Raw genomic sequence first — 22138 nt, forward strand, 5'->3', positions numbered from 1 at the left:
CGGACTCCGCCCCGCCGTGAAGTGAGTACCCGCATGGATTTCGAACCTATCGCCGTCGTCGGCCGGGGCTGCGTGCTGCCCGGCGCACTCGACCCGGACACGTTCTGGGAGAACATCGCCGCCGGCCGCACCACTGTGTCGGCTGCCCCGGCGGGTCGTTGGCGGTTGCCGCAGCGCTGGGCCATGGGCTCGGTGGACGACCACCTCGACCGCACCTGGACCGATGTCGGCGGTTACGTCGAGGGGTTCGAGTCCGTCTTCGATCCGCGCGGCTTCCGGATCCCCCCGGAGCGGATCTCCACGCTGGACCCGCTCTTCCACTGGGTCCTGTACGGGGTGCGGCAGGCGCTGACGGAGGCGGGCCGCGTGGGACCGCTGCCGCGCGGGGGCCTGGTGATGGGAAACCTGTCGTACCCCACGCAGGCCGGTGCGGCCTTCTCCGAACACGTCTGGCTGTCCGCGCAGCGGCCGCCGCTCCGTGACGCCCTGCTGACGGGTGAACACCGGGCGCGCCCCGACGCACGCAACCGCTTCTCCTCCGGGCTGCCCGCCCGGCTCGCGGCCCGTGCGCTCGGGCTCGGCGCGGGGGCGTGGGCCCTCGACGCGGCCTGCGCGTCCTCGTTGTACGCGATCAAGCTGGCGTGCGACCGGCTGCACGACGGCACGGCCGATCTGATGGTGGCCGGTGGGGTCAGCCGACCCGACCCCCTCTATCTGCACGTGGGGTTCTGCGGCCTGTCCGCGACGAGCCGCACGGGGCGCAGCCGCCCCTTCCACCGGGACGCGGACGGGCTGGTGCACGGAGAGGGCGCCGGTTTCGTCGCCCTGATGCGGCTGTCCGAGGCCCGCGCCGCCGGCCTGCCCGTGTTCGGTGTGATCCGCGGTGTGGGGCTGTCGAACGACGGGCGCGGTTCCGGGCTGATCAGCCCGTCGGAGGAGGGTCAGGTTCGGGCCATGCGCCTGGCCTACGACATGGCGGGCGTCGCTCCCGATTCGGTGTCGCTCGTCGAGTGTCATGCGACGGGAACGCCGGTCGGTGACGCGGTGGAGGTGCGGGGCATGGCCCGGGTCTTCGGGGCCGGTGACGACGTGCCCATCGGTTCGGCGAAGTCGAACGTCGGGCACCTGCTGGCTTCGGCGGGCGTGGCCGGGCTGCTCAAGGTGCTCGGTGCGCTGCGGGCGGGGGTCCGTCCGGCGACGCTCGGCGCGGACCGGCCGCTGGACGCGCTGGCGGGCACGCCGTTGCGGGTGCTCACGGCTCCGGAGGAGTGGGCGGGGCCGCGCAGGGCGGCGGTGAGCGCCTTCGGGTTCGGCGGGACCAACGCACACCTGGTCGTGGACCACGCGGAGGACGCTCCCCCGGCCGCCGTGCCGCGGCCGGCGCGCCGCCCGACGACTGCCGTACGGCGGCCCGCCGGGCCTTCCGGCGGCCGGGCGGTGGCGATCGTCGCTCTCGGCGCCCGGGTCGGCGACGGGACCTGCGTCGAGGACTTCCGCCGGGCGGTGCTGGGCGGTGAACGGCGCGGCCCCGCCACGGAGATCGCGGTGGAGCTCACGGGCCTGTGCTTCCCGCCGTCGGGGCTGGAGCGGACCGTACGCCACCAGCTTCTGGTGCTGGAGGCCGCACGGGAGGCCGCACGGGCGGTGGCCCTGCCTCGCGAGCGGACCATGGTGGTCATCGGGATGGGAGTGGACCCCGAGGTGGCCCGGGCGGGCGCCCGCTGGCGGGTTCCGTACTGGCTGGAACGGGCCGCCGGGCAGGGCGTGACGGTGCCGCCGGCCGGCCCGGCCCGGGACGCGTTCGTGCCGCCCATGACCGCGGAGGGAGTGGTGGGCAGTATGCCGAACCTCGTGGCGAGCCGGATCAGCACCCAACTGGACCTGGCCGGACCGTCGTTCGCGGTGTCCTCGGAGGAGGCGTCCGGGCTGGTGGCACTGGAGGTCGCGGCGCGGGCCATCCGGTCGGGGGAGGCCGATGCGGCGCTCGTCGGTGCCGCCGACCTGTCCTGCGAGGCGGTTCACCGGGCGGCACTGCGGGAGCTCGGGGGTGAGGGCGATCCGGGGGACGCGGCGGTCGTCCTGGTCCTCAAGCCCCTGGACGCCGCGCGCAGGGACGGTGACACCGTCGTCGCCCTGCTGGACGAGGGGGCCTCCGACGAGCCCGACATGGTCATCGGCGACGGCCCCGGCGCGGCGTTCGACCCGGCGTCGGCCTTCGGGCGTGCTCATGCCGCGTCCGGGCTGGTCTCCGTCGCGGTCGCGGCGCTCGCGCTCCAGCACCGCGCCGTGCCGCGTCCGGCCGGGCCCGCGGACACCGCGGCCGTCGCCCACACCGCGCGAGCCGTGGTGACGCCGATGGAGGGGCCCGCCGCGAGCGTGCGCCTGCGCACGGGTGACCCTCGGCCCTGGCTGCGGGGGCCGGCTCCGCGTCTGCACGTCTTCTCCGGGGCCGACCGCCGGGAGGTGCTGGCCGCGCTGGACTCGGGCGCGGAGTCCGGCGCCGGCCCGGCCCGGCTGGCGCTCGTGGTCGGCGGCGGCACCGCTCTGTCGGACCGTAAGGCGGCCGCCCGCCGCTGGCTGACGGAGGGCGGGCCCCGTCCCGCCGATGTGCTGTACCGGGACGGGCCGGTCGACGGGCGGACCGCGTTCGTGTACACCAACGGCTCGGCCGCGTATCCGGGGATGGGCCATGAGCTGGCGCTCGCCCTGCCGTCGCTCGGCGAGGCCGTCCGGGACGGCCACCAGGCGCTCGGCACCCGGTTGCGCTCCGGACCGGAGCCGGAGCGCGGGGTGCTCGGCCAGATCTGGGCCGCCGCCGAACTGTCCGTCCTGCACACCGTGTTCACCCGCGAGGTGCTCGGGCTGCGGCCGGACGCCGCGCTCGGGTACTCCTCGGGCGAGTCGGCCGCCCTGGTCGCGCTGGGGGCCTGGCCGGACGCCTCGGGGCTCTACGAAGCCACCCGGGACAGCGGTCTGTTCACGACCGAACTCACCGGTGAGCTCCGGGCGGTCCGGAGTCACTGGCAGCGACGGGGCATCCAGGGCTCCCGGTGGTCGAGCTACCTGGTCGGCGTCCCCCTGGACGTGGTCCGTGCGGAGCTCGCCACGGAAGCCGCGGTCCATCTGATGGCGGTGAACGCGCCCGGGGTCTGCGTCATCGGTGGCGAGTCCCGGGCGTGCGCGGCTGTCGTGGCCAGGCTCGGCGCCGACCGTGCGATCGAGCTGGACTACGACATGGCGGCCCACGCGCCGGAGTTGGCCGAGGTCCGGGAGGTATGGCGCGAAGCCCACCGCCGTCCCACGGTCGAGGTGCCCGGGGTGCGGTTCTACAGCGGGGCCACCGGGCAGGCGTACCGGCCGACGGCCGAGCGGGCCGCCGAAGCGATCACCGCTCAGGGGCTGGGCACGATCGACTTCGCGGCCACGGTCGAGCAGGCGTGGGCCGACGGTGTCCGGGTGTTCGTGGAGCACGGGCCGAGGAGGCTGTGCACCGGCTGGATCAAGCGGGTGCTCGGCGAACGGGAGCATGTGGCCGTCGCGCTGGACTCCCCGGAGGACACCGGGCTGCGCCAGCTGTGCCTGGCGGTGGCCGAACTCGTCGTCGCCGGAGTGCCCGTGCGGGCCGCCGAGGTGTTCGCCCGGCTCGCCGAGGCCGCCACGGATCTCCCGCGGCCCGGGCCCACCGTCACCGTTCCCGTGATCCCGTCTCCGTGCCTGCCGCCCCTGGAGTCTGTTGTGACGATCCTGCCCCGGGCCCCCGAGCTGGCCCCGGTACCGGACGGGGGCCCCGGCCGTCCCTCCGCTGCCGCCGCCCCGCAGGACCGTGGTCCTCGACACTCCGCCGCACCGGCCGTCCCGCCGGCGCGGGACTCCGGCGGCCTCACCACCCCGGCCGCTCTCGCCGTTCCCTCCCCCGGTGCCGTGGAACAGCGGCTCCGGCCGCCTGCCGAACGCTCGGAGGAGCGGGGGACGGTGGGAGTACGGGCCGCGGTCGCCCGGCAGAGTCTGCGGGTCGCCGCGCTGCACCAGGAGGTCATGGCCGGGCACGTGGAGGCCCATCAGCGGTTCCTGCGGGTCTCGGCGCTCGCCGTCACCGCGCTGACGGCCGCAGTCCCGCCGAACCCCGTTCCCGTACGGCGGCACGCCCCCGTCGCACCTCCCCCGGTCGTCCAGCCGCCACCGGCGCCCGCGCCGGCCCCGAGGCCGGGTCCGGCATTCGACCGCGCCCAGTTGGAGCACCTCGCCTCCCGTGAGATCTCCGCCCTGTTCGGCCCGCGCTTCGCCGAGCAGGACGGATACGCGGTGCAGACCCGGATGCCCGGGCCGCCCATGCTGTTCGCGGACCGGGTCACCGGCATCGACGCGGTGCCCGCGGCGCTCACCCTGCCGGATCCGGTGCGCACGGACGGAAGGATCTGGACGGAGACCGACGTCCTGCCCGACAGCTGGTACCTGGACTCCACGGGACGCATGCCGGCCGGTCTGCTGATCGAGGCGGGCCAGGCCGATCTGCTCCTGCTCAGCTGGCTGGGTGTCGACCTCCTCAACCGGGGCGAGCGCGCCTACCGGCTGCTGGGCTGCGAGGTGACGTTCCACGGCGAGCCGCCGCGAGCCGGTGACACGCTGTGCTTCGAGATCCACGTCGACGGCCACGCGGAGGAGGCGGGCGTCCGGCTGGCCTTCTTCCATTACGACTGTTACGTGGACGGCGAGCTCCGGCTCAGTGTCCGTGAGGGCCAGGCCGGGTTCTTCACCCCCGCGGAGCTCGCCGGCAGCGGCGGTGTCCGGTGGGATCCCGCCGAGCGCACGCCCGGCGACGACCTGCCGCTCGACCCGCCTGCCGTGCGCTGCGGACGGACCCGCTTCGGCACGGACCGGGTGCGGGCCCTCGGGGAGGGGCGGCCGGCGGACTGCTTCGGACCGGGCTGGGAGGCGACGGCGGCCCATGTCCGCTCGCCGAGGCTCGACGAGGGCCGGCTGCGGCTGCTGGACGAGGTGACCGCCTTCGACCCGGCCGGCGGCCCGTGGGGCCGCGGATATCTGCGTGCCGAGACCGCGTTGTCGCCGGACGACTGGTTCTTCGCCGGGCACTTCAAGAACGATCCCTGCATGCCGGGCACTCTCATGCTCCAGGGCGGTCTCCAGGCGATGGCGTTCTATCTCACGGCCATGGGCTTCACCCTCGACCGGGACGGCTGGCGCTTCGAACCGGTCAGCGGGATCCCCTACAGGGCCATGTGCCGGGGCCAGGCGACCCCGGAGGGCCGGCGGGTCGTCTACGAGGTGTTCGTACGCGGTGTCTCGGCCGGGCCGGAACCGACGCTCCACGCCGACGTGCTGGGTTCGGTGGACGGCACGAAGGCGTTCCTGGGCCGCGGCATGGCACTGCGGCTGGTACCCGACTGGCCGCTGGCTCAATGGCGGCACTCGGGCCCGCCCCTCGTCCAGGCCGGCGGAGCGCCGGTGCCGCTGCCGCGGCTCGGCGGGCTGGCCGGGCACCGCGAGGAGAAGCCGGTGGCTGTGGCAGCCGACGGATTCCCCTTCGGCTACGCCTCGCTGCTGGCGTGCGCCTGGGGCAGGCCGAGCGAGGCGTTCGGCGCCATGTACGAGCCCTTCGACGGCACCCGCAGGGTGGCCCGGCTCCCCGGGCCGCCGTACCACTTCATGAGCCGGATCGCCTCGGTGGACGGGCCGCAGGCCGGGATGCGGGAGGGCAGCACCGTCGTCGCGGAGTACGACGTACCGGCGGAGGCCTGGTACTTCGAGCAGAGCGGTGGCCACACCGTGCCGTTCGCCGTGCTCATGGAGATCGCGCTGCAACCCTGCGGGTGGCTCGCCTCGTACGTGGGCAGCGCGCTGACCACCGGCATGGACCTGCTCTTCCGCAACCTCGACGGGTCGGGGACGGTCACCGGCGAGGTGACCCCGGCGACGCGTACGGTCCGTACCCGGGCCGAACTGACGCGTGTCTCGCGCAGCGGGGACATGATCATCGAGTCGTTCCGGGTGTCGTGCACGGCCGACGGCGTGCCCGTGCTCGAGCTCTCCACGGCCTTCGGTTACTTCCCTCCGTCGGCCTTCGAGGACCAGCAGGGTCTCGCGACGTCGGCGGATGACCGGGCACGCCTCGACGAGCCCTTCGGCCGTACGGTCGATCTGACCGCCCGGCCCGCCCGGTACTGCGCCGGGAAGCCGTGCCTCCCGGGTCCCATGCTGCTGATGCTGGACCGGATCACGGGTCACTGGCCGGACGGGGGGAGCGCGGGACTCGGCCGGTTGCGGTCGGAGAAGGACGTTCGCCCGGACGCCTGGTTCTTCCGGGCCCACTTCTTCCAGGACCCGGTGCAGCCCGGCTCCCTGGGCCTCGAGGCCATGTGCCAGCTGCTCCAGTATCACCTCATCGAACGGGGAGCGGGCGACGGCATCCCGCACCCCAGGTTCGAGCCGGTGCTGCCCGGCCGCGAGACGGCCTGGACGTACCGCGGCCAGATCACCCCGGCCCACCGGCTGATCCGGGTGGACATGGACATCGTGGAGAGCGGCACGGACGAGCGGGGCCCCTATGCGGTGGCGGACGCGTCGCTCTGGGGCGATGACACATGCATCTACCGGGTGCGTGGGCTGGGTATGCGCGTGGTGTCCGGGACGGACCGTCCACCACGCACCTCACCCCGTGTTCCGCCCCGCGCGGACGGCCCACGGCATTGACGGTGCGTGCAGCCCGTACGCGCTCCTTCCGCGCAGCGCCGCCCGCGCGGCGTTGGCGCCGGGGGCTCCGTGCACGCCGCCGCCCGGGTGGGCCGAGGCCGATGCGAGGTACAGGCCCTTCACCGGTGTTTCGGGCCGCCCGGTACCGGCCGTCGGGCGGAACACCAACTGCTGGTGCGCGGCTGCGGTGCCACCGTTGATCGCGCCGCCGTGCAGGTTGGCGTCCATGGACTCGAGGGTGGGTGGCGCGAGAAGACGCCGGGACGTGATGCGGGAGCGGAACCCGGGTGCCCAGCGTTCGACTTCGTTCTCCATGCGGTCGGCCATGGCTTCCTGTTCGCGCCGGTCCCATCGCCCCGTCAGGTCGTCCTCGCCCGCGTCACCCTTGATCCGGTGCGGGACGTGGGTGTACGCCCAAGCCGACTCCGTGCCGGCGGGTGAGCGCGTGGCGTCGGCGGTGGTCATCTGCCCGAAGAGGAGGAAGGGGCGGTCGGGCACCTGGCCTGTCGCGATCTGGGCGGCGAAGCGGGTGAGACCGTCGACCCCGTCGGCCAGGTGGACGGTTCCCGCCGTGGACGCGTCCCCGGCGGTCCAGGGCACGGGACCGTTCAGCGCCCAGTCGACCTTGAACGTCGCGAAGTCCCACTGGAACCGGCGCAGGTCGCTCAGCATCCGGCCGGGCAGGTGCCGTGCGTCGACCAGTTCGCCGTACAGCGCGGGCGCGGACACGTCTGCGAGGACGGCACGGGAGGCCGGTACGGCTTCGCCCCCCGCGGTGCGTACGCCGACGGCACGTCCGCCGCGTACGACGACCTCGGTCACGCGCTCCCCGCAGCGGACCACGCCGCCGTGCCGTTCCAGCCGGCGCACCAGGGCCGCTGTGAGCGCCCCGGCTCCCCCTACCGGCACCGGGAAGCCGTAGGTCTGGCCGAGCATGGACATGAGCCATCCGTAGCCTCCGCTTCCCGCAGCCTCGGGGCCGAGGTCCGCGTGCAGCGCATTGCCCGCGAGGAGGAGCCTGGCCGCCTCGCCGCGGAACTCCTCCTCCCCCAGGCGACGCACGGGCAGCACCATCGTCCGTGCCATCCGGAGACCGCCGGCGGCCCGGAGCCTGACGGCGAGACGGAGAGCGGAGCGCACCGGCGGGAAGGGGGTGAACAGGGCCCGCAGGATGTCGGGACCCAGGCGGCTCCACGTGCCGTACAGATCGAGCCAGGCGGCCCCGTCGCCCGCCGCGAACGTGTCCAGCCCCGCCGCTGTGTCCTCCGCCCCGCGTTCGAGGACCGCGCACCGGCCGTCCGGCAGCGGATGCGCCAGCACACGCGGGGCACGGCTCCATCTGAGCCCTTCCTCCTGGAGCTCCAGACCGCCGAGGATCGGCGAAGCCGCAGCCAGCGGGTAGAAGGCGCTGAAGAGGTCGCTCACGTAGTCGGGATGGACGCCGCGGTCGCTGCGGACCGCGCCGCCCGGCTCCTGCTGCGCCTCCAGCACCTCCACGCTCCATCCCGCAGCGGCAAGGAGATTCGCGGCGACGAGGCCGTTCGGCCCCGCCCCGATGACCACCGCGTCCGGCATCGATACCTCCACGTGTTCCCGACGTTCCTGGTCCGCCCGGCCCCGCTGCCGTGCCCTGCGGACAGCTGCGGTGGTCCTCCGGACCTCGTCGGATGCGCCGGCTCCCGTGCCGGACCGTGCGGACCTCCTCACTCTCGCAAGCATCCGGGGGTTCCGCCGCCCGCCATATACCCGGCCGGGTATACGGGACCCCGTGAAACCTCCCCCTGCGACGCCCTCGGCACCGGACTCTCGGCCACGCTCAAGAAGTCCCTGACCACCCCGCTGCTCCACTTCTTCATCCTCGGCGGCGTGCGGGAGTGTATGTCCTGGTGGGCCAGGTCGCCGCCGACGCGGGCGGCGCCGTGTGGGGCTCCCCTGCTCGCGGCGTTGTGCCTGGCCCTGCTGACAGCGGCCTCCTACGCGGAGCTGGTCACCAGATATCCGCGTGCGGGCGGTGCCTCGCATTACGCCACCTTGGCCTATGGCCCGTTCGTCGGGTTCTTCGCCGGTTTCTGCATGCTCGCCGCCGGAGTCGTGTCGGTGGCCGCCCTGGCCCGCGGGTTCGGCGGCGACTACCTGTCCGAGTTCGTCTCGCCCGGGCCGGGGCACGCGGGTCCGTCGTGTGCTCCAACGCCGCCCCGCAGCACCCCATGTGGGGGACATCCGCCTCCAGCGGGACCGTGGGCCGTCCCCCTGCTCTCCGGGGCACGGCCCATACGGGTGCTCCTTGCTGGTCACCCGGCCCTCGGGTTCAGGGCAGGATCAGCGGACGGCGCTGCCGGGGGTGGCGTCCAGCAGGGCCAGTTCGTCACGGTGGGGCAGCCCTTCCCAGTCGCCGTCCGAGGCGACGCCGAAGGCCGCGGTGGTGGTGGCACGGTGGAGCCTGGCGAGCGGGTCGAGACCGTCGAGCAGGCCGGACACATATCCGGCACAGAACGCGTCACCCGCGCCGACGGTGTCGGTGACCGGCACCGGGCGGGCGGCCGCGTGCACCGGGGCCTTCCCGGGGAGGTACAGGTCGGCGCCGTCCGCGCCACGTTTGACGGCCACTTCGCCGATCCCCGCCGCGAACAGTTCCGCGACCAGGTCGGCTTCCGTCCTGTCGGCGGCCGCCCCGGGGTCTGTGCACAGGAGGGGGAGTTCGTCGTCGGACGCGATCACGACATCCACATGCGGGAGCAGGGGGACCAGCGCCGCCACCGCGGCGTCCCGGCTCCACAGCCGGGTGCGGTGGTTGACGTCGAGAGTGACCGTCCAGCCGTGCTCGGCGGCGTACGCGGCAGCGGACCGCACCGCTGCCAGAGGACCGTCGCCGAGCGCGCAGGTGATGCCGGTCAGATGCAGGATGCGGGCCCCCGCCTCCAGGGCCGGGGCCAGGTCCTCGGGCCGCTGGCGGGAGGCGGCGGAGCCTGAGCGCCAGTAGTGCACGCGTGCCAGGTCGGCGACGCGGCGCTCCCGGAGCATGGCACCGGTCGGCGCCTCCGGATCCGTCGTAGCGTGGCTGGTCCCGACCCCCTCACCACGCAAGGTGCGAAGGATCACCCGGCCCGGTTCGTCCCTCCCGGTGCGTCCGGCCCACGAGACGCGGTGGCCGAGCCGCGCCACGCCCACGGCGACGTTGAACTCGGCCCCCGCCACCGTCGTCCGCGCCGAACCGCCCGCGCTCAGCGGCCCCTCGGTCTGCAACGAGAGCATGGCCTCACCGAAGGTGAGGACGTCCACGGCCGGGATGCTCACGAGCGCGCCTCCGTACGGCAGACGCCCAGGAAGTCCTTCGCCCGCTTTCGCAGGGCGGCCAGGTCGCCGCCGTGGGGGGCGTCACCGGCGAGCGGGCTGCCCACTCCCACGGCGACGGCTCCCGCCTCGAAGTACTCCGCGGCCGCGTGTGCGTCCACGCCGCCGACCGGTACGAACGGCAGGCCGGGGAAGGGGTCGCGCAGGGCGCGAAGATACGCGGGGCCGCCCAGCGAGGCGGGGAACAGCTTGACCGCGCTCGCGCCTCCGGTGCTCACCGCGACCGCTTCGGACGGGGTGAGCGCGCCCGCCAGCACGGGCAGGTGCCGGGCCACGGCCTCCTCGAACCCGCCGCCGAGCGCGGGAGTGACGATCCAGGTCGCGCCTGCTTCCTGGGCACGCCGGGCGTCGTCGGCGGTGACGACGGTCCCCGCCCCGATCGCGATGGACGAGTCGACAGAGCTCGCCGCTCGGGAGATGACAGTGAGGGCGTCGGCCGTGTTCAGGGAGACCTCGATGAGCCCGATGCCCTCCTCCGCGAGGGTCAGAACTGTGCGCAGCGAGGCTTCGGCATCGCGGCCCCGCACGATCGCGACGAGGCGGTCGCGGCGCAGCCGGGTGGTGAAATCGTCTGTTTCCATGTGGGCTTACTGCTCCGTGAGGTGTGACAGGAGGTGTACGTCGGGCGGTGCGGCGGGGACGGCGTGCGGCCGCTCACCACTCGGCGAAGGAACCATCCGGGTTGCGCCGGACCGGACCACGCCGGTCCTGTGTGTTTCCATCGGCCGCCCGTACGACTCTCTCATCGACCTCGATCCCCGGTCCCGGCCGGGTGGGCCGGTTCAGGTGTCCTTCGTCGAAGCGGAACACCTCTCGGTCGACGACGTGGTCGAGCACCTCGGCACCGGTGTCGTAGTGGATGCCGATGCTCTGTTCCTGGATGAGGAAGTTGGGTACGGAGAACGCGATGTGGAGGCTCGCCGCGAGGGAGAGGGGCGCAGGGGGCAGTGCGGGGCCCCAGTACGTCGAAGGTCTCCGCCAGGGCCGCGATACGGCGCACCTCCGAGATACCGCCGGCGTGCGAGAGGTCCGGCTGCGGAACGGCGATACCGGCCGTGCGCATCGACCCCTCGCGCCTTCTCGCTCCAGGGCGTCTCCGCCCGGAGCTCAGCTGATGTCCCCGCCGTGCCGGGGCTTCGGAGCGCCCGGTGGTACGAAGCAGGCGGTGACGGTCTTGCCCGACGCCTGCGGATGCGTGGCCCAGCCGTCGGCGAGTGCGTCGACGATGGCCAGGCCGCGCCCCCCGGTCGTCGTGAGGTCTTCGGACTGCTTGGCGGGGGGCAGGGAATCGGAATCGTGGACACTCACGTGCAGGCAGTGGCTGTCCCAGGTGAGAACCAGCTGGGCATCGCTGTGCGCGTGGACATGCGCGTTGGTGATCAGCTCGGAAACACTGAGCAGTATCGCGTCCACCGTCTCGGGGGCGTCCTTGGTCCACTCCAGGGACGCCAGATGCTCCCGCGTCCACCGACGGCCGGCCCGCACCCCTTGCGCCACCGGAAACGACTGCGCCCACCCCATCGCACGCAGCGATGCGTCCTTCGCCATCGGGTCTCCCTCACTCGGCTTTCTCACCGCCTACCCCCGCCCTGGGCGCACACCCCCACGACCCCGGCACGCAGCCCGGCCGTCGTCCGGAAGCCGAAGCGGGGTCTGTCCGTGGGATGTCCGGGCACACGCACCTCACCCCCTTCGAGAGGAGCACCCCATGCTCGGCATAGCCGCGGCCGTCCTGTTCGCCATCGCTTTCCTGATCAACGCAGCAGACATCACCACCAACGACGTCTTCTCCTCAGTGAACGTCATGCTCCTGGGCCTGGCACTTCTTGCCCTGCACGTCGCGGGAATCGGAGCGGGCCGCCCCTCCCGCAGACGCTGACGACACCGCCGGGCGCCCGGCGCGGGCGAGTGCTCACCGAGCTCTCCCCCCGCGCCGGGCGACGCCGTGGTCCGTCCTCGGCCGGCCGGCTGTTACGGCTGCGTCCTGCGAGATTCCCGCGCGGCGGTGTACTCCGACAGCATGGACTCGAGATGGCTCACCATGAAGCGGTAGTACTCCTGCATCTCGCCGAGCCGGTGCTGCTGCACTGCCGTCATCCCCGCGCCTCGCACCTGCGCCTGTTCGGCGAGCTCGCGCAGTTGGGCGGTCGAAGAGACGATGTGTTGCAGGCACCCGGCCCAGGCGTCCTCCCTCCAGCGGAAGACGAAATGCCGCTGCCCTGCCTCTTTGTAGCGCTCCACGGTGCCGTTGGTGACGAGCAGCCGCGTCATCTCCGAGACCGACCCCTTGCTCGCATCAAGGGCGCCCTGGAGTTCGGCGAGGGTCATCGGTTTCTCGCTCAGCATCAACAGGCCGGCCGCCCGGCCGGCCATCGGTGGCCAGCCCATCGCCCGGCCGACATGCATGCCGAACTCCTCGACGAGTGCTTCGTGGGCGTCAGCGTTGCTGCCCTCGGCCGCCTGGGACACCGAGGCCTCCAAGAATCAGAATAAAATGAACGTTCAGTATTGACTGAACCATGCGCCCGAGTGGAGAGTACCGGGCAAGCCTGCGGACCTCCGGGGCCACGACCGATCACCCTACGGCGGGAGACGAGATATGACGAGCGGCAGCTGGGACGTCATCGTGGTGGGAGCGGGATCGGCGGGCGCGGCGTATGCGGTTCGCTCGGCGGAGAAGGGCAAGCGGGTCCTGCTGCTGGAGGCGGGCCCCGATTACCGGTCGGCGCAGATGCACGAGGCGTGGCGCTCACCCAACCCGGTGGTCGCGCTGATGGATCCCGCAGCGGCCGAGGGGCTGCTGTGGACGGACCTCATGTCCTCCCGCACCGACAGGCAGCAGCAGGCGCCGTACTGGCGCGGTCGGGGGGTCGGTGGCAGCTCGTCGGTCAACGGACAGATCGCGATCCGGCCTCCTATGGCGGACTTCGACGACTGGGCGGCCCTCGGCTGTTCGGGGTGGTCACCGGAGGATGTCCTGCCGTACTTCGCGAAGCTGGAGGACGACACGGAGTTCGGCGACGAGCCGTACCACGGGCGTGGTGGTCCGACGCCGATCCATCGGATGCCGCAGGACCGGTGGGGTGCTGTGGACACCGCGCTGGCCCGTTCCGCTCTCGCGGCCGGTTTCGGCTGGGCCCCGGACGTCAACGCGCCTTCGGCGACCGGAGTCTCGCCGTACCCGATCAACTCGCGTGATGGCCGGCGGGTGACGGTCAACGACGCGTACCTGGAGACGGCACGGGAGTTGAGCACGCTCACCATCCGCGGGGACGCGCTCGTGGACCAGGTGGTCCTCGCCGGCGGCCGGGCGGTGGGAGTCCGGCTGCTCGTCGGCGGACAGGTGGTGACCGAGCGGGCCGACACGGTCGTCCTCAGTGCCGGTGTGATCCACTCCCCCGCGATCCTCATGCGCTCGGGCATCGGCCCCGCGGCGCACCTGCGTTCTGTGGGCATCGAGGTGCGCCACGACCTTCCGGTGGGGCTCGGCATGCAGGACCACCCGATGGCTCTGGTGTCGATCCCGCTGACGGATGCGGCGGCGGTCAGAACGCCGCACGATCGGCACACCAACGTCTGCGTCCGTTGGACCAGCGGCGAAGACGCCCCGCAGAACGACTTGATGTTCGTCGCGCTCAACCAGAACGTGCTGGCCATGGCCACCGCCTCGACCGGCACCAGCTCGGGAGCCTTCGGGGTATGGCTGAACCAGAACCACTCCCGCGGGGAGCTGACGCTGGCCTCGGCCGACCCCTCCGACCAGCCGCTGGTGCGGCAGCGGATGCTGTCCGACGAGAAGGACCTCGCCCGCATGCGCCACGGCGTACGGGCGCTGGTCGACGTGGCCCGCCGGCCCGAGGTCGCGGAGATCACAGCCGGCTCGCTCGAGAAGGAGAACGCGGCTCTGTTCCGCGTGCTGGAGAGCGACACCGGGCTCGACGACTACTTGCTGACCACGGTCGTGGACGCGCAGCACGGGACCAGCACCTGCCGCATGGGCGCGGCCGGCGACCCCGGCACGGTCGTCGACAGCGAGTGCCGCGTCCTCGGCGTGGACGGTCTGCACGTGGTCGACGCCTCGGTCCTTCCGGCCGTGCCCCGCGCCAACACCAATCTCGCCACGATCATGGTCGGTGAGCTCATGGCCGACCGGATCGCCTGACCGGACCCCGCTTGCCGATTCTTTTCAGCGGGCCGGGCCGTGTCGGTGCCACGCCCCCCGCTCCGTCCACGGAGGAGATCTCCCGATGAAGACCTTGCAGAACCTTGTCGGCGGCATGTGGGAGGACTCCCTGGACGACGCGCTGCTCGATGTCGTCAACCCCGCGACCGAGGACGTCGTCGCCCGCGCTCCCGGCGGCTGCCGGGGCGACATCGACCGCGCGGTAGCCGCAGCGGCGCGAGCACAGCCCGCATGGGCCGCGCTGCCCGTGTCCGAGCGCGTCGCGCACATCTCCGCATGGGCCGACATCATTGCCGAGCACGCCGATGAACTCGCCGAACTCGAGTGCCGGGAGATGGGCAAGCCGGTCGGGATCGGACGCACCTTCATCGACGGTGCGGTGGCCGGTCTCAAGGCCGCGGCGGCCCAGGCGCTGTCGTACGGCTTCGAGGAGACGGTCAGTCACCCGGACGGCAGCGCGACGAGGATCCTGCGACACCCGCTGGGAGCCACCGCGGTGATCACGCCGTGGAACTTCCCGGTTCCCATGGTTCTCGGCGCGCTCGGCCCCCTCCTGGCAGCCGGCAACACCGTCGTCGTCAAGCCCTCGGAGCGCTCCCCGCTGTCGGCCGTGAGGCTCTTCGAACTGCTGAACCTGCCGCCGGGGGTGGTGAACCTGGTCCTCGGCGATGCGCGGGCCGGAGTACCTCTGGCCGAGCACGAGCAGATCCGGCTCGTGCACTTCACGGGATCCGTCGAGGCCGGCCGATCAGTCGGAGCGGGTACCGGCAGGCTGCTGCACCGCGCGGTGCTCGAACTCGGCGGCAAGGACCCGGTCGTCATCGACTCTGGAGTCGACCCCGCAGCGACGGCCGCCGCCGTCGCGTTCGGCGCCTTCGTCAACACCGGGCAGATCTGCACGTCCATGGAACGCATCTATGTGCACCAGGAGATCGCGGACGAGTTCATCGACGCCCTGGTGCAGGCAGCGCGGTCGTACACCATGGGCGACGGTCACGGCGAAGGCGTCATGATGGGCCCGCTGGTCGACGGGCGTCAGCGCGACATCGTCCGGCGGCACGTCGCCGACGCGGTCGAGCGCGGTGCGACGATCCGCGCGGGAGGGACAGATCCGGGCGGCAAGGGCTTCTTCTACCCGGCCACAGTCCTGACCGGCGTCGACGAGTCGATGCTGGCGATGAGCGAGGAGACCTTCGGACCGCTCGCCCCCGTCGTGGTCGTCTCCTCCTTCGAGGAGGGCCTCGATCGTGCCTCCCGGTCCCGCTTCGGCCTCGCCGCGACGGTCTACACCGACGACCCCGACCACATCGCCGCTGCCGCCCGGATCCCCGCAGGCGTCGTCTGGATCAACCAGTGGCAGGGCGGTGGCCCCGAACGCCTCTACGAACCCGCCGGCGACAGCGGCATGGGAGCCACGGGCTCGACCGCTGCCTATGACGCCGCCACCCGGCCGGCCACCGTCCACATCGCCTCGCGGCCGACGTCGTGAGGACCGCACCGGTGGCTCCCAAGAGCGCCATCGAGCGGCGGATCCGGACTGCGGAACGCGGACTGGTGGATCTGTCCCACCGGATCCACGCCCACCCGGAACTCGCCTTCCAGGAGATCCGAGCCAGTGACTGGGTCGCCCAGCACCTGAGCGAGGCCGGATTCGAGGTCGAACACGGCTGCTACGGCCTGCCCACCGCGGTCCGCGCCACTGTGGGCTCCGGGCCGCTGCACATCGCGGTCTGCGCGGAGTACGACGCGCTGCCCGAGATCGGCCACGCCTGCGGACACAACGTGATCGCTGCCGCCGCGGTGGGCGCCGGCCTCGGGCTGGCGGGCCTCGCCGACGACCTCGGAATCACGCTCACCGTCCTCGGGACACCGGCCGAGGAAGGCGGCGGCGGCAAAGTGCTGATGCTCGAACGCGGAGCCTTCGACGGACTCGACGCCGCCATGATGGTGCATCCCGCGGCCGCCGAGATGGATGCCATGCCCGGCTCGGCGGTCTCCATGTTCGACGTGTCCTACCGCGGCACGCCCGCGCATGCGGGTGCCTATCCCGAACGTGGCGTCAACGCCGCCGACGCCATGACCGTCGCCCAGGTGGCCATCGGACTGATGCGCCAGCAGACCACGAGCGGGGACCGCATCCAGGGCTTCGTCACCGAGGCCGGCACCGCGGCGAACATCATCCCGGAGACCAGCCGAGGCCGATGGGTCGTCCGTTCGGACACACTGTCGGCGCTCGCACCGCTCACCGCACGCGTACAGCGCTGCTTCGAGGCCGGGGCGCTCGCGACCGGCTGTGAACTGTCGATCGCCCCGGCCGGCCCCGACTACGCCGACCTGCGGCCCGACCCCCGGCTGCTGGCGCTGTACCGGACCAACGCGGAGGCACTCGGCCGGACCTTCGCGGACCTGCCCGGCGGCGCAGCCGTCGGAGCCGCGACCGACATGGGCAACGTCTCCCACATCGTGCCCACCATCCACCCCATGCTCGGACTGGACTGCGCACCCGCCGTCAACCACCAGCCCGAATTCACCGCCGCGTGCGTCACTCCGGTCGCGGATCGCGCCGTCATCGACGGCGCCATCGCCATGGCCTGGACCGCCGCCGACCTCGCCGCGGCCTCCCGAACGGGCCGCCCGTGACACAAGACCGGAAGTCCAGGGTCAGCGGCGGTGTGACCACGGCAGCCCGGCTCCCGCGAAATACCCGTTTATACGATCGCCCGGCGCGGGTGGTCGGTAAGTCCGGGCGCCGGTAACTGGTTCATGTCACGGCCGTGGTCTCACCCCCGGTGAAGAGGGCGTCGAGAGTTCGGTCGACGTATGCGTGGGTCAGTGGTTCCCGTGTGAACCGTACCCCGCAGCCTGCCCGCCGGTTACCGTCCCGGCCCCCGAAATGACCGGTGCAAGAGGCCACTTGGACGAGGAAAACGCAACTTCGACATGGCCCGCAGAGGCAGCTACCTTCACCAGGTCTTCGGCGATCGCCCACGGTCGCACAGGAGTTCGTTCGGGCTGGGTCACCCGCGACGGGATGAGTCGGCCAGGGCCCACGAATCCTCGCCCCCATGCGTAAGCCATCGAACCGTGTCCACACCAGGGACCCCCGATCAAGGAGAGACGCATGCCCCATCTTGCGCTGTACACATTCGGCGTCCTGAAGTCACCTCTCACCGATCCCGCACCTCTCACGCGCGAGTTCTACGAGACCGGTGAGGCCGTCTACCGGAAGATCAATCAGCACCCCGGGTACCTCGCTCGTGCTGAAGCGGCGGGCGGTGACCAGGGCATGCTCTTCGAGGCGGACTGGGGTGCATGGGGAGAGTTCGCCGTACCGACCTGGTACGGCAAGGGCCGTACGGTGGAAACCACCGCCCTGGCCGCGACGCTCTCACTCTGGACCGACCTGCGCCCAGCCTTCGACGCCGTCTACACCGGTCTGCACCGTGAGGCGCTGAACAGGCGTCACGACTGGTTCGAGAGGACGGGACACCCGGGTCACGTGTGCTGGTGGGTCTCCGACGGCGTGATACCCATCTGGCGGGACGGGGTTTCCAGGCTGGAGCACCTCCACGACCACGGCTCCGCGCCGCACGCTTTCACCTTCCACCACTCGTTCGCCCCGGAGGGGACACCGACCAGGATCAAAGGCATCGGGCCGAAGAGCGACCAGGTTCGCTGACAAGGAAGCCTGCACGACCGGATTCGCTTCCCCTGCGCACCCGCCACAGCGACGGCCCGCCACCACCTACCGGAACTCCTTCACCGACTGGCTCCACAGCCATGCCACCCCACTGAGCACCCTCGCCCCGGAAGCCCCCTGGACGACCTGGAACCGCTGCGCGGCTTCTTCGACGGTGTCCGCGTGGTCGCCCGGTGATGTACCGGCCCCTGCCCTGCGGGCGACGGTCGGAATCGCGTTCTCCGGGAGTTGATCACCCCGGGTCGTCCGCTATCGCTGACAGCAGCTGGCCGTCGCGGCGAGCCGGCGTCCCTCCGGGTCGAGGACGGTCACGGTGTCATCGAGGATGATGTGTTCCTCGTCCCCCCACCCCGACCAGTTTCGGTTCCTGTGAGAGCACATGCGAGTTGCTCCACATGTGCACGCACTCGGCCCGGCTGTTGATGAGGCACGCGATGGGTTCGGGATAGGAGGACGAGGGCGAGAAGAGCATGTCACGGCCGGTCGAGTCCCAGGAACCGCAGTGCGTTCCCCGCGAGTTGCTGCTGTACGGCCTCCTCGCCGAGCCCTGCTTCCCTCAGCCAGCCGGGCAGGTGGCGCGGCAGATGGCCGTAGCCGACTCCCCCGTACGCAGCCAGCTGCGTACGTGTGCACACGTCGTGGGAGTGGGTGAGCCGGTCGCCGTAACCGAGTTCGATGACCTGCAGCAGTGCCTGTACACGTTCCGTGTCCTTCGGCATGCGGTCCGGTCCGTACTGGTACTCGTCCCCCCAGATGTCGAAGGCGACGTAGCAGCCGCGGTCGAGAAGAGCGGTGAGGAGTGAGGTGTCCCCCGTGCCGCGGACGTCGAGGTGGCAGAGGCTGACACGGGACAGGTCGACGCCGTGCCGCTCGAGGATGTCCAGTGCCGCGAGACCTTGGGGGTCCCACGGGTGCAGATGGATGAAGACGGGTGCGCCCGTACGCCGGTGCGCCTCGGCGGCCGCGGCGAGTGCCGTGTGTTCGCGAGGCGTGATCGGGCTGCCGGTTCCGATCTCGCCGATGACGCCCGCCGGATGGTCCGGGTCCGTCAGGGCCCGGACCATGGCGTCCGCCAGTTGGCCGGCGGAGGCTTTTCGCAGGGACGGTGGCCAGGAACCGTCGATGTAGGGGCCGCACCCCGTGATGATGTCGACGCCGGCACGTGCCGACACCTCGGCCAGCCGTTCCGGGTCCCGGCCGATGGTGTCCGGGGTGAGGTCCACGATCAGGGAGCGGCTGGACACCTCGGAGAGCAGGCCGAGTTCACGAACGGCGAGATCCACGTCGTCGAGGACCAGGTTGTCAGGGCAGGCGAAGGGGTTCTGCCGGACGAGCTCGAGATTGTCCGGGCCGACGCGCTGATCCCTCAGCAGCTCGTGGCGTGGATCGTCGGCAGCCAGCCAGCATCGCAGATCGAGGAGGATGTGCTCGTGGGCGAGCACCGTGTCGTACCGCGCGGCCGGGCTCCTGCCGCGTACCGTGCGGGGTCTCCAGACGGGCATGATGCGTTGCTCCTCGCGCGCGCTCAGGAGGCTTTGACGTCGGGAGCGGCGTAGATCTCCTCGTACGCCGCCGCGCAGGCCTCCCGGAAGCGCGTGTCGGACGTGACGTCACGCGTGCGGGGACGGGCCAGGTCGATGGGGATGTCACGCCGGATCCGCCCTGGGGTCCCGCCCATGACGAGCACCCGGTCCGAGAGGTAGACCGCTTCCTCGATGTCGTGCGTCACGAACAGCACGGTGAGGCGGTGCTGTTCCCACAGCTGGGTCAGCAGGTCCTGCATGACACGCCGGGTCAGGGCGTCGAGGGCACCGAAGGGCTCATCCATGAGCAGCACCGCGGGCCGGTAGGACAGCGCCCTCGCGATGGCCACACGCTGCTGCATCCCGCCGGAGAGCTGGTCCGGGAAGGCGTCGGTGCGAGCACCGAGACCGACCTGGTCGAGCAGGGCCAGCGCCTCGGCCCGCCGTTCCCGGCGTGTCAGGCCTGCCTGGTCACGGAGGGCGAACTCGACGTTCTGCACCGCCGTCATCCAGGGGAAGAGGGTGTACTTCTGGAAGACCATGCCGCGGTCGCGCCCCGGGCCCACGACACGGCTTCCGTCCAGGACGACCGTTCCCGTGGTCGGCGGAACGAGGCCGGCGACGACGTTCAGCAGCGTCGACTTGCCGCATCCGGAGGTGCCGACGAGGGAGACGAATTCGTTTCGTGCGAGGGCGAGATCGAGCGGAGCAACCGCCGTGGTGTCGCCGAAGCTCACTGACACCTCACGCAGCTGAAGGTGAGCGGTGTCGTCGTGCATGACTGGTCCTTTCACTTGTTCAGCTCGGCAGGACGGAACAGCAGGAGGCCTGCGCGCCGCAGGAGCTGGTCGGTGACGAGCCCGAGCAGACCGAGCACCAGGAGGTAGCCGATGATCGTCTCCGTGGACAGGTAGCGCTGCGCGAGAGTGATGCGGTAACCCAGTCCGGATGTCGCGGCGACGAGTTCGGCCACGACCAGCCACGTCCACGCCCAGCCGAGGCTGACGCGCAGCGAGTCCCAGAGCGCCGGGGCGCCGGCGCGCAGTACGATGCGCTGCAGGATCTGCTGCCGTGTGAGCCCGAGCGTGCGGCCCACATCGATGAGTTCGGTGGGTACGCGTCGGACGTTGTCCGTGAACAGCAGGACCTGCTGGAAGAAGGTCCCGATGAAGATGATGAGGAACTTCTGTCCGTCGTCCGTGCCCACCCACAGGATGGTCAGGGGAACGAAGGCCACGACGGGCATGTAGCGGATGAAGTCGACGACGGGTTCGAAGCAGGCCGCCCACAGCTTGAAACGCCCCATCAGGATGCCCAGGGGCAGCGCGAGGACGGTGGCGAGAAGGAAGCCGACACCCACCCTGTAGACCGAGACGCCCAGGTCCTCCCAGAGCTCACCGCCCGCCGACAGTTCCGTGAGCCGGGACAGCACGGCGTCCGGGCTCGGCAGGAAGAGCCGGTCGACCCACTCCAGGGCCGTGATCAGCCACCAGACGCCGAGCAGGACGAGAAAGGACACGACGGGTGCGCCCGCGGAGAGGGTCTGCCGGGCCCGGCCGGCCCGTCGCGCCGTGGGCGGGCCGGACCTGCCGGGCGGAGTGGTGGTGATGCGGTCCTCGTCCACAAGGTTGGTCATGACTGCTTCCCGCCTGGCAGGTAGCGGCCGTCGACCGCGGCGTCGGTGTCGACGTCGCCCTGCAGCAGACCCGCGTCCTTGGCCACCGAGGCGACCTCCGGGAGAACGGAGCTGACGTATTCACCAGTCAGTTTCGTTTCGTTCTCCGAGCGGCCGTAGTACTCGATGCCGTCGAAGGCCGTGCCCAGTTCCTTCGGATTCGCGCCGACGCCTCGCGCCATGACCGCGCGGGATGCCTCCGGGGCCTTCGCGTACTCGCCGACCGCGTCGTTCCACGTCTTGACGAGTGCGGCGACCTGGCCCGGCTTCTCGGCGAGGACGTCGGCCCGGACCACGAACACGTCGGAGATGAGTCCTGGGTTCTCGGCCGCCGAGTACACCGATCGGGTGGTCGGCTGCTTCGCCTGCGCCGCCGACACGTACGGCTCGTACGTGACCGCCGCGTCGACACGTCCGGCCAGGAAGGCGCTGCCGGCATCCGTGGCCGACATGGGGACCCGCTTGATGTCGTCGATGTCCATGCCGTTCTGGCGCAGTCCGTAGCGCAGCAGGATGTCGCTGGTGGTGCCCTCCTCGTAGGCGACCCTCTTGCCCTTGAGAGCCTTGATGCTGTTGGTACCTGCTCGGGTGAGGACGGCGTCGGCCTGCTTGCTGACGTCCTCCAGCATCACGATTCTGATGTCGACCCCGGAGGCGATCAGATTGAGCGCCGTGTGCGAGGAGACGTTGGCACCGTCGATCTTCCCGCCGGCCAGGGCGGCGTTGAGCTGGTCGTCGGTGGTGAAGTTGACCTGCTCGAACGCCGTGCGGTGCTGCTTCGCGTACCCCTTCTCCTCGGCGATGTACCAGGGGGCGTAGCCGATCCACGGCTGTGTTCCGAGGCGGAAGGTCCCCGGCTCCGGGCTGGCGGGGATCTTCACCGGTCCGTCGGCGGCGCTCCGGTCGTCGGTGCTGCAGCCGGTCGTCAGGACGAGCAGGGCGGTGGCGACAAGGGCGCCGACATGGCGTTTGGCGATGGACATGGGGATGTTTCTCCA

Annotated in this window: 15 protein-coding genes and 2 pseudogenes; 7 read left to right on the forward strand and 10 right to left on the reverse strand. The window is 71.7% G+C overall.

Features of this window, described 5'->3' with window-relative positions; all coding sequences use genetic code 11:
- Nucleotides 1-33 precede the first annotated feature (33 nt).
- Nucleotides 34-6708 carry a beta-ketoacyl synthase N-terminal-like domain-containing protein gene (locus ACIBCU_RS25700; RefSeq protein ID WP_399234265.1) on the forward strand — a complete coding sequence of 2225 codons (6675 nt, stop codon included), beginning with the start codon at nucleotides 34-36 and terminating at the stop codon, nucleotides 6706-6708.
- Here ACIBCU_RS25700 and ACIBCU_RS25705 read toward each other — a convergent pair.
- A complete protein-coding gene (locus ACIBCU_RS25705; RefSeq protein WP_399234267.1) occupies nucleotides 6667-8283 on the reverse strand; it encodes a phytoene desaturase family protein in 1617 nt (538 codons plus the stop codon). The genes ACIBCU_RS25700 and ACIBCU_RS25705 overlap by 42 nt on opposite strands.
- Before the next feature lie 264 nt (nucleotides 8284-8547).
- Between ACIBCU_RS25705 and ACIBCU_RS25710 the strand changes: the two are divergent.
- Nucleotides 8548-8859: pseudogene (locus ACIBCU_RS25710) on the forward strand (amino acid permease); the annotation flags it as partial.
- 168 nt (nucleotides 8860-9027) lie between these two features.
- Here ACIBCU_RS25710 and ACIBCU_RS25715 read toward each other — a convergent pair.
- The 4 genes and pseudogenes from ACIBCU_RS25715 to ACIBCU_RS25730 form a co-directional block, all read right to left on the reverse strand.
- Nucleotides 9028-10002, reverse strand: a complete 975-nt coding sequence (locus tag ACIBCU_RS25715) for a sugar kinase (RefSeq protein ID WP_399234269.1) — start codon at nucleotides 10000-10002, stop codon at nucleotides 9028-9030.
- A complete protein-coding gene (locus ACIBCU_RS25720; RefSeq protein ID WP_362927694.1) occupies nucleotides 9999-10640 on the reverse strand; it encodes a bifunctional 4-hydroxy-2-oxoglutarate aldolase/2-dehydro-3-deoxy-phosphogluconate aldolase in 642 nt (213 codons plus the stop codon). The genes ACIBCU_RS25715 and ACIBCU_RS25720 overlap by 4 nt, the downstream gene beginning before the upstream one ends.
- 73 nt (nucleotides 10641-10713) lie before the next feature.
- A pseudogene (locus ACIBCU_RS25725) lies at nucleotides 10714-11113 on the reverse strand (enolase C-terminal domain-like protein); the annotation flags it as partial.
- Nucleotides 11114-11166: 53 nt separating this feature from the next.
- Nucleotides 11167-11607 (reverse strand): ATP-binding protein, encoded by a 441-nt coding sequence (locus tag ACIBCU_RS25730; RefSeq protein ID WP_399234271.1) that lies wholly within the window; start codon nucleotides 11605-11607, stop codon nucleotides 11167-11169.
- 160 nt (nucleotides 11608-11767) lie between these two features.
- On the opposite strand from ACIBCU_RS25730, the gene ACIBCU_RS25735 reads away from it, so the two are divergent.
- Nucleotides 11768-11938 (forward strand): hypothetical protein, encoded by a 171-nt coding sequence (locus ACIBCU_RS25735; protein WP_187355886.1) that lies wholly within the window; start codon nucleotides 11768-11770, stop codon nucleotides 11936-11938.
- A gap of 92 nt (nucleotides 11939-12030) precedes the next feature.
- Here ACIBCU_RS25735 and ACIBCU_RS25740 read toward each other — a convergent pair whose 3' ends face one another.
- Nucleotides 12031-12528, reverse strand: coding sequence for a GbsR/MarR family transcriptional regulator (locus ACIBCU_RS25740; protein ID WP_399234273.1), 498 nt, complete (start codon nucleotides 12526-12528; stop codon nucleotides 12031-12033).
- A gap of 130 nt (nucleotides 12529-12658) precedes the next feature.
- Between ACIBCU_RS25740 and ACIBCU_RS25745 the strand changes: the two genes are divergently transcribed.
- From ACIBCU_RS25745 to ACIBCU_RS25760, 4 genes are all read left to right on the forward strand, one after another.
- Nucleotides 12659-14221: a GMC family oxidoreductase N-terminal domain-containing protein gene (locus tag ACIBCU_RS25745; RefSeq protein WP_362927697.1), complete on the forward strand. Its 1563-nt coding sequence runs from the start codon at nucleotides 12659-12661 to the stop codon at nucleotides 14219-14221.
- Between the two features lie 85 nt (nucleotides 14222-14306).
- Nucleotides 14307-15731, forward strand: a complete 1425-nt coding sequence (locus ACIBCU_RS25750) for an aldehyde dehydrogenase family protein (RefSeq protein WP_399234276.1) — start codon at nucleotides 14307-14309, stop codon at nucleotides 15729-15731.
- 11 nt (nucleotides 15732-15742) lie between these two features.
- Nucleotides 15743-16882, forward strand: a complete 1140-nt coding sequence (locus ACIBCU_RS25755) for a M20 family metallopeptidase (protein ID WP_399234278.1) — start codon at nucleotides 15743-15745, stop codon at nucleotides 16880-16882.
- 481 nt (nucleotides 16883-17363) lie between these two features.
- Nucleotides 17364-17921: a DUF3291 domain-containing protein gene (locus tag ACIBCU_RS25760; protein WP_399234280.1), complete on the forward strand. Its 558-nt coding sequence runs from the start codon at nucleotides 17364-17366 to the stop codon at nucleotides 17919-17921.
- A gap of 494 nt (nucleotides 17922-18415) precedes the next feature.
- On the opposite strand, the gene ACIBCU_RS25765 is transcribed toward ACIBCU_RS25760, so the two are convergent.
- The 4 genes from ACIBCU_RS25765 to ACIBCU_RS25780 are packed head-to-tail and all read right to left on the reverse strand — an operon-like array spanning nucleotide 18416 to nucleotide 22123.
- Nucleotides 18416-19444 carry a hypothetical protein gene (locus tag ACIBCU_RS25765; RefSeq protein WP_399234282.1) on the reverse strand — a complete coding sequence of 343 codons (1029 nt, stop codon included), beginning with the start codon at nucleotides 19442-19444 and terminating at the stop codon, nucleotides 18416-18418.
- Nucleotides 19445-19467: 23 nt separating this feature from the next.
- Nucleotides 19468-20244 carry an ABC transporter ATP-binding protein gene (locus ACIBCU_RS25770; RefSeq protein ID WP_362927702.1) on the reverse strand — a complete coding sequence of 259 codons (777 nt, stop codon included), beginning with the start codon at nucleotides 20242-20244 and terminating at the stop codon, nucleotides 19468-19470.
- Between the two features lie 11 nt (nucleotides 20245-20255).
- On the reverse strand, nucleotides 20256-21101 hold the full coding sequence (locus tag ACIBCU_RS25775) for an ABC transporter permease (protein WP_362927703.1): 846 nt from the start codon (nucleotides 21099-21101) through the stop codon (nucleotides 20256-20258).
- On the reverse strand, nucleotides 21098-22123 hold the full coding sequence (locus ACIBCU_RS25780) for an ABC transporter substrate-binding protein (protein ID WP_399234285.1): 1026 nt from the start codon (nucleotides 22121-22123) through the stop codon (nucleotides 21098-21100). The genes ACIBCU_RS25775 and ACIBCU_RS25780 overlap by 4 nt, the downstream gene beginning before the upstream one ends.
- Nucleotides 22124-22138: the final 15 nt, after the last annotated feature.

It is taken from the genome of Streptomyces sp. NPDC051064 (assembly GCF_044455985.1).
Lineage (GTDB): Bacteria > Actinomycetota > Actinomycetes > Streptomycetales > Streptomycetaceae > Streptomyces.